This window comes from Streptomyces sp. NRRL F-2580 (assembly GCF_000720115.1).
In the GTDB taxonomy this organism is placed as follows: Bacteria; Actinomycetota; Actinomycetes; order Streptomycetales; family Streptomycetaceae; genus Streptomyces.
Window position 1 is genome coordinate 1 of record NZ_JOIR01000091.1, and the last position, 2,964, is coordinate 2,964.

General features: G+C 71.0%; 3 protein-coding genes. All 3 read left to right on the forward strand.

The window, feature by feature from the left end; translation table 11 throughout:
* Nucleotides 1-973: 973 nt before the first annotated feature.
* The 3 genes from IF88_RS0139490 to IF88_RS0139500 all read left to right on the forward strand — a co-directional run bounded on the left by IF88_RS0139490 (nucleotide 974) and on the right by IF88_RS0139500 (nucleotide 2,958).
* Entirely contained in the window at nucleotides 974-1,306 is a 333-nt protein-coding gene (locus IF88_RS0139490; RefSeq protein WP_234323878.1) for a hypothetical protein, read from the forward strand.
* A gap of 309 nt (nucleotides 1,307-1,615) precedes the next feature.
* On the forward strand, nucleotides 1,616-2,206 hold the full coding sequence (gene sigK / locus IF88_RS0139495) for an ECF RNA polymerase sigma factor SigK (protein ID WP_051838356.1): 591 nt from the start codon (nucleotides 1,616-1,618) through the stop codon (nucleotides 2,204-2,206).
* On the forward strand, nucleotides 2,203-2,958 hold the full coding sequence (locus IF88_RS0139500; RefSeq protein ID WP_030724349.1) for an anti-sigma factor: 756 nt from the start codon (nucleotides 2,203-2,205) through the stop codon (nucleotides 2,956-2,958). Before sigK ends, IF88_RS0139500 begins: the two co-directional genes overlap by 4 nt.
* Nucleotides 2,959-2,964 lie beyond the last annotated feature (6 nt).

The window sequence follows — 2,964 nt, forward strand, 5'->3', positions numbered from 1 at the left end:
GCGGCATCCTCGAACGCACCAAACAAGGCCGCTCCGTCTACTACACCCCCACCACCACCCCACACACCAACCACCCCCACCCCCAACTCCCCTAACACCCCCAACCCAGCCCAACCCCACCAACCCACCCCAACCCAACCGGGACGGCGCCCCGAACAGGCCGCCCCGACCTGACCGGCCCGACCGGGACGACCGGCCGGGCCGGCCTGGTCGGCCCGGCCCCGGCCCCGGCAGCGTCACGTCGCATTCCACCCACGTGGTCCGGCGTCGGCGGTGCAGAGGCCGGGCCTCCGGCCGGGATCGTCCCTGGGCGTGAACGCCTCAAAGCCGCGGCGGGTCCGCGACGAGCCAGCGGTGGTAACACTCGAAGCCGCCCACGCGCTGACACACATCGCACTGCGCCCACGTGTACCGCCCACCACCGGCAAAAGTCCGTGCCGCCAATGGACAGTCCACCCGCCCGCCGTGCTGGCCGAGAGTCGCGCGAATGGCGGCCGGCGTACAGATACAGCATGCGGGGCGGTCCCGGGCCGGTTCGCGTGGAGAGCGCGGGCCGCCGCTTCGAGGGCGGAGCGGGCAATATTCCACTCGTCGGCCACCGCACCCTCGAAGCCGCGGACCACGTGGCCGGCGGCCAGGGCATCCGGGCGGCACCATCGGCCGCACCCTCGCGCATCCGGCCCATGCCAGCTCCCACATCAACGCCAACGTCAGCGCCAATGAGGTCATCGACCAGGGCACGGCACGGCACTGCGCGGGTCAGACGTCGGACGGGGCGTGGCCGCCACAACCGATCGGCTCAGTTCCGCGTGCTTGCATCGCAGAGTGGTCTCCGGCCGGCCGGCGGTGCGGAGCGGCGCCGACCCCGGATGGGCACCATCGCACCGTTCGCTCCTGACCGGCCCGGCGCGACCGCGCGGTCGCGCCGGCGAGCGGAATCGGCAGGCTGCTGCTCGGCGGTGTGGCGGGGACGGTGGTGCTGAGCACCGCGTTCCTGACGGTGGTGTGGTGGCCGCGGACGGAGGTGACGTACCGCGACAGCGCTCCCGCCACGGTCGTCTACGCGGACGACTCACCCCACTTCCTGGGACTGGTCCACGGGCACACCCTGCCCGGACGACACCCCTACAAAATGGCGATCGGCAGAGATCCCAGCCTGTCCTACAGACACTGGACGGACCTCGACACCACCGTCGCCGCGAACGGCATCGAATCCGTGACATGGACGGAGTCCGGGGTACGGGTCCGCCTCCCGACCGGCCACGAAGCCTTCATCCCAGCACAGGCCTTCCTCCACGGCAGGTGAAACCCTCCCAAGGGCACCCCAACGGCCACGGCGGGGTGACGGGGGTGGCGGCGGTCGCTGGGGCTGGGCGGTGGAAGCCGGTTTCGCTCGATCGGATGACGGGCGGGCCGCAGCGTTGCCGATCGGGGCAATCCATACACAGGCCCGCTACGAAGAAGGGGTGAGACCAGCGGAGCACCACGGCCGACCCCGGGCCGCGGGCCCGGTCCCCCTCTCGGCGAAAGAGCTGCTGATGGCATCAAGGCACGAGAGCCGAGACGGCCACCACGGAACCGGGCCGCGGCAGGCCGACCGGCGACGCGCGGCGGGATGCCGGTGAGCCGGCCCCCATACCTGCGCAGTACGGACGCGGGCGGGCCACGGTTGGAAGAGGTCATGGAACGGGTGGGCCACGGCGACAAGGATGCCTTCACCGTCCTGTACGACGCGGTCGTCACCACCGTGTTCGGGATCGTCGTCAAAGTCGTCCGGGACCGCGCCCAGTCACAGGAGGTGGCCCAGGAGGTCATGATCGACCTGTGGCGCCAGGCCGCCCGCTACCGCCCCGCACAGGGCACCGTGATGACCTGGGTGGCCACCATCGCGCACCGCAGGGCCGTGGACCGGGTCCGCTCCGCCCAGGCCTCCTTGGATCGCGAACACGCCACCGCCGCACGCGAGCGACCCAGGCCCTACGACGAGGTCGCCGAGGAAGTGGAATCCCACCTGGAAAGCGAACAGGTACGCCGCTGCCTGGAGACCCTGACCGAACTCCAGCGCCAGGCCGTGACCCTCGCCTACTACCAGGGCCTGACCTACCGCGCGGTCGCGGAAAAACTGGGATCCCCACTCGCCACCGTCAAAACCCGCATGCGCGACGGACTGATCCGACTGCGCGACTGCATGGGGGTAGGCGAGTGACACACGACGACCGCCTCCACACCCTCACCGGCGCGTACGCACTCGACGCGCTCACCGGCAACGAACTCCACGCCTTCACCGCACACCTACGCCGCTGCACGGACTGCGCCCGGGAAGTCGACGGGCTCCACGCGGCAGCAGCGCGCCTGGCCGCCGTCACCGCCCTGCCCGCACCCGCCCCGATGCGACAGACCGTCCTCCACCGCATCGAAACCATCCCGCAACTGCCCCCACACACCCGCCCCACACCCCAGGCCCGTCTCACCACACTCCTCAGACGCAAGGCCGGCGCGTTCGTCATCGCGGCCTGCCTCGCCGCCGCGGCGGCCCTCGGTGCACTCGCCGCCTACCAGTACCAGCAAGCCGAACAAACACGCACCCACGCCCAGCAGAGCACCCGCCAGGCCCAGGAACTGGCCGCCGTCCTGGCCGCCCCCGACGCCCGCACCGTACACGGGAACACCACCACCGGAGCCGGGACATCCGTCACCACCTCCGCCACACGCGACCAAGCCGTCTTCACCAGCCACGGCCTCCCGGCTCCACCCGACGGCAAGACCTACCAACTGTGGTTCGACGACCACGGCACCAAACGCTCCGCCGGCCTCATCCACGGCGACGGCGCCACCCTCATGCAAGGAAGCCCCGACAACGCCCGCTCCGTAGGACTCACCCTCGAACCCACGGGCGGCTCCCCCCAACCCACCACCACCCCTGTCTCTTATACACATCTCCGAGCCCACGAGACGTAGAGGAAA